This is a genomic window from Geminicoccus flavidas, assembly GCF_009806515.1.
Classification (GTDB): Bacteria; Pseudomonadota; Alphaproteobacteria; order Geminicoccales; family Geminicoccaceae; genus Geminicoccus; species Geminicoccus flavidus.
On record NZ_WUJP01000507.1, the window covers coordinates 1 to 4,653 of the forward strand.

The window sequence follows — 4,653 nt, forward strand, 5'->3', positions numbered from 1 at the left end:
CTGTTCACCCTCTCGGTGCTGGCGGTGGCCCTGGGCATCGCCTACGGCTCGGCCACCATCTTCGGCGTGTCGTTCGCGCTCGGCGCCTTCTTCGCGGGCGTGGTCCTGAGCGAATCCGACTTCAGCCACCGCGCGGCCGCGGACTCGCTGCCGCTGCAGGATGCGTTCGCCATCCTGTTCTTCGTGTCGGTGGGCATGCTGTTCGACCCCTTCGTGCTGGTGGAGGAGCCGCTCAAGGTGCTGGCGGTCTTCCTGGTGATCACGCTCGGCAAGTCGCTCGCGGCGTTTGCCATCGTCCAGCTGCTGGGCTTTCCGGTCGGCACGGCGCTCACCGTCTCGGCCAGCCTGGCGCAGATCGGCGAGTTCTCCTTCATCCTGGCCGGCCTCGGCATTGGCATGGGGCTACTTCCGGAAGAGGGCCAGGACCTGATCCTGGCCGGAGCCCTGCTCTCCATCACCCTCAACTCGGTCTGCTTCATCGCAGTGGACTGGCTGCGGGAGCAGGGTCGCGCGCGCTTCCCCGCCTGGTTCGAGGAGTTCGGCAAGGACCGCCAGCTGAGCCTGCAGGGCCGGCTCGACGAGTTGCGCCGCAAGAGCCAGGCACGGGAGGAGGCCCGCTCCCTGCAGATCACCAGCCTGATCGAGCGCTTCCCGATCTTCGCCGACCTCGACCAGACGAGCCGGGAGGACCTGCTCATGCTGTTCCGGCCGCGCACCGCTCAGCCGGGCGAGCGGATCATCCGGGTAGGTGACCGGCCGGATGCCGCCTACTTCATCACCGCGGGTGCGGTACTGGTGCGGGTGAACGGCCAGGACATCCGGCTGGGCCCGGGCGACTTTTTCGGCGAGATGGCGCTCCTGAGCGGCCGCCGCCGCTCGGCCGACGTGACCGCGCTGGATTACTGCCAGTTCCAGACACTGGAGCAGCGCGACTTTAGGCAGTTCGTCAGCCACCATCCCGGGCTGCGCCAGAAGCTGCTGGAACTGGTCCGCCAGCGCACCGAGATGAACCGGCAGGCGGCGGTGGCCCAGGCCGAGCCGGTCCCGGCCCTGCCGGCGCAGGGCTAGCCCCGGGACGGTGGCGCCGGCAGAACCGCTTGACCTGTTATTTTCGTACATACATTTATTTGATGCGGTTCAGCCGCGATCCGGCGAAGGACCCGCCGAACCTCGCAAAGCGCGGCATCGGCTTGCTGGCGGCGGAGCGGCTTGATGCTGGTGAAGCCGGACGAGCGGCGCGACTATGGCGAGCTGCGGGAGATCGGCTACGCGTCCATGGACGGCAGGCTCTACTGCGTCGTGTTCACCCGCCGCGACGACGTCCTGCACGTCATCAGCCTGCGTAAGGCCAATCTGAGGGAATTCAGGCCCTATGAAGCGCAAGCTGCTGCCACCGGCTGAGGCCGAGGACGCCGCCAGCAATGCCGCGATCGCCAAGAACCCCGGCACTTACGAGCTGTCGGACGAGGAGTTCAGGCGGCTCAGGCTGGTCAGCCGCGGCCCCGGCCGCCCCGCCGGCAGCGGCCGCAAGGTCCCGGTGACCATGCGACTGGATGCCGATGTGGTGGCGGCGTTCCGGGCGGAGGGAGCGGCTGGCAGACCCGGATGAACGACGCGTTGCGCGAATGGCTGCGGGAGCATCGTGGCGCGGCGTGAGGCGGCGGCACAGGCTCCTGTCCGACTAGATCAGCCGGTAGGGGATCTTGGACGTCTTGATCGCGGCATCGTCATCCAGGCGGTAGCCTCGCGCCTTCAACAGGTCGGCCACCGCATATCTCGTGGAGTCGAGATAGCGGCAGGGGCCAATGACGATGTCCGTGATCGGAAGCCTCGGATCGGACGGCGCTTCCTCTTGCGTGAGGGGGCCATAGGTGAGCGGAATGTGCCTGGAGATAGTGGCGCGGCGCTGGATGAACTGCATCCGGGCCAGGTCGGCGTCGCGCGCGTAGTAGACGATCCGCCACTCACGCTCGTCGTCGAACTTTGGGTGCTTCAGGCAGGCGGCGAGCGAGGTCAGCGTGTCCAGCCAGCCTGTGGCGAAGTCCTCGGCCCAGCGCTCGCCCGACGCGGTGCCGGCGCTTTCCCGGCCCGGCGCGAAATGTTCGTCGGTCCAGCGGATGACATCGTCCAGAAGAGCGCGCTGCCGGTCGGGGTCGTATTCCACCTTGAGCAGGTAGCTGGACTGGTGACGGCGGGCCCCGGCCAATAAGCCGGGATCAAAACCGATCGCGAACCCGGCCTCGCCCTCGGCGTAGCCGCGCCACTGGCTGAGCGAATCGGCATCCTCGGTGAACGAGGTGACGTAGACGGACATGGCTTCGGGCCTGAAGCTCTCCAGCCGCTGGATGATCCGCTCGAAACCGGCCTGCACGCGCGCATGCCGGCCGCTCTTCATTGCCTCTGCCATCCGCTCCCGCAGCAGGTCGAAGGCATAGGTCATTTCCATGCTGTCGTTCAGGCAGCCGATCTGGCTGGCCAGCAACGTGCCACTACCGATGATCTTAATAAGACCGTGGCCGTTCGTATAATGGTAGATGGCGCCGTTCGGGAGGGGGGCATGATCTACAAGGTGTCGGACGAGAAAATCCCGAAGGTTTGATTGGTCTTCCGCAGGCATGTAGTTTCGGCCTTGTGGGATTGCTCGTGCATCAGCCTCCTTAACAGCTGGATCTTCGGCTGGATCCACTTGAGCGATCGAATCAACGCTCAAGCAAAGGAAGCCCCATGGGAGCCCAGGTGCCGGCGCTCATGCCCGGCCGGGCCATGGCGTGAACGGCAGCCCGAGCGACGAGGCCACCGCCGCATGGGTCAGCTTGCCGGAATGGACGTTCAACCCTGCGGCCAGGCCGGGATCCTCGGCCAGCGCCGCCTGCCAGCCACGGTTGGCCAGCGCCAGCACATAGGGCAGGGTTGCATTGTTGAGCGCATGCGCCGAGGTGCGGGCGACGGCAGCCGGCATGTTGGTCACGCAATAGTGGATCACGCCGTCCTCCTGGTAGGTGGGCAGGGCATGGGTGGTGGGCCTGGAGGTCTCGGCGCAGCCGCCCTGGTCGATCGCGATGTCGACGAACACCGAACCCGGCTTCATCCGCTGGATCATCTGCCTCGTGATCAGCCGGGGCGCCGCGGCGCCCGGCACCAGCACCGCTCCGATCACCAGGTCCGCCCCCGTCACGTGCTGCTCGATCGCGTCGATCGTGGAGAAGATGGTGTTGAGGGTTGGGCCGAACTGCAGGTCGAGCTCGTAGAGCCGCTCCAGCGAGCGGTCGATCACGGTCACCGCCGCCTCCATGCCCATCGCCATCCGGGCGGCGTTGGTCCCGGACACGCCGCCGCCCAGGATCACCACTCGCCCGGCCGGCACGCCCGGCACGCCGCCCAGGAGCGTGCCGGAGCCGCCTTGTGACTTTTCCAGGCAGTGGGCGCCGACCTGGACCGACATGCGCCCGGCCACCTCGGACATCGGCGACAGGAGCGGCAGGCGACCACGCCGGTCGGTCACAGTCTCGTAGGCGATGCACACCGCACCGGACGCCAGCAGTGCCTCGGTCTGGCCGCGGTCGGCGGCGAGGTGCAGATAGGTGAACAGGACCTGGCCCTCGCGCAGCATCCGCCATTCCTTGGGCTGCGGCTCCTTCACCTTCACGATCATCGCGGCCCGAGCGAACAGCTCGGCCGGATCGGTCACGATCCGGGCCCCGGCGCGCCGGTAGGCCTCGTCGTCATAGCCGATCCCGGCCCCGGCCCCAGTCTCCACCAGCACCTCGTGCCCATGATGGACCAGTTCGCGCACGCTGGAAGGGACCAGGCCCACCCGATACTCGTGGCTCTTGATCTCCTTCGAGACCCCGATCCGCATCGCCAGCCTCCTTTTCCCGCGGGCACGGCAGGCTAAGCGGAAGGCGCGCCCGGCGCCAGTTGCCGCACGGGAGCGGGTGCGCGCCGGGTGCGCAGGCCACAGCCGAACGGCACCGGGCGGGGCGCGCTGCGTTTCACCTTGGCAGGCCCTGGCGCCCGGACCTATCTCGGTGCCATCGCCGGCCTCGCGAGGGACGGATGTCGCTGTCACGTCGCCTGCTGTTGGGATCGCTCGGTGCCGCCACGGGCTCGCTCCTGGTGTCGCACTATGCCCGGGCGGCGAGCTTCTTCCGGATCCGGACCGGCGCGCCGTCCAGCACCTATTACCCGGTCGGCACCGCGATCGCCGGCGTGATCGGGGCACCCGAGGGCGGTCGGCCGTGCCAGCAGGGTGGTGGCTGCGGCGTGGAGGGGCTTGTGGCGCTGGTCCAGTCCTCGCGCGGCTCGGTGGAGAATGTCGAGGCGATCGAGAGTGCCGAGGTCGAGAGCGGCTTCGCCCAGGCCGACGTCGCCTGGTTCGCCGCCAACGCGACCGGGCCATTCGAGGGCAGCCCGCCCTTCCAGAAGCTGCGGGGCCTGTGCTCCCTGTTCGACGAGGCGCTGCACCTGGTGACCCTGCCGGGTGTGGGCATCCACGCGATCCGTGACCTGCGCGGCATGCGGGTGGCGATCGGCTCGGCGGGCTCGGGCACTGCCGTCACCGTCCGCCGGGTGCTGGACGCGTTCGGGCTGGGTGCCGAGCAGGTGACGCTGGTCGAGATCGACGCGGTGGAAGCGCTCGGCCGGATGCGGGTG

The 4,653-nt window shown here is 68.4% G+C and carries 5 protein-coding genes and 1 pseudogene; 4 read left to right on the forward strand and 2 right to left on the reverse strand.

Annotated elements, in window-relative coordinates; translation table 11 throughout:
• The 3 genes and pseudogenes from EQG76_RS14285 to EQG76_RS14295 all read left to right on the forward strand — a co-directional run.
• The coding region (locus tag EQG76_RS14285) for a cation:proton antiporter domain-containing protein (protein WP_159714589.1) at positions 1-1,068 on the forward strand (1,068 nt) is incomplete at its 5' end.
• Between the two features lie 144 nt (positions 1,069-1,212).
• The gene (locus EQG76_RS14290) at positions 1,213-1,401 is read left to right on the forward strand and encodes a BrnT family toxin (RefSeq protein WP_159714592.1); all 189 of its coding nucleotides are present in this window, start codon (positions 1,213-1,215) and stop codon (positions 1,399-1,401) included.
• Positions 1,373-1,656, forward strand: a pseudogene (locus EQG76_RS14295) (BrnA antitoxin family protein). Before EQG76_RS14290 ends, EQG76_RS14295 begins: the two are co-directional and overlap by 29 nt.
• Positions 1,657-1,681: 25 nt before the next feature.
• On the opposite strand, the gene EQG76_RS14300 reads toward EQG76_RS14295, so the two are convergent.
• Positions 1,682-2,617 (reverse strand): DUF2971 domain-containing protein, encoded by a 936-nt coding sequence (locus EQG76_RS14300; protein WP_159714595.1) that lies wholly within the window; start codon positions 2,615-2,617, stop codon positions 1,682-1,684.
• A gap of 129 nt (positions 2,618-2,746) precedes the next feature.
• On the reverse strand, positions 2,747-3,859 hold the full coding sequence (gene ald / locus EQG76_RS14305; protein WP_159714598.1) for an alanine dehydrogenase: 1,113 nt from the start codon (positions 3,857-3,859) through the stop codon (positions 2,747-2,749).
• Positions 3,860-4,056: 197 nt separating this feature from the next.
• Here ald and EQG76_RS14310 point away from each other — a divergent pair.
• On the forward strand, positions 4,057-4,653 hold a 597-nt coding region (locus EQG76_RS14310; protein ID WP_159714601.1), incomplete at its 3' end, for a TAXI family TRAP transporter solute-binding subunit.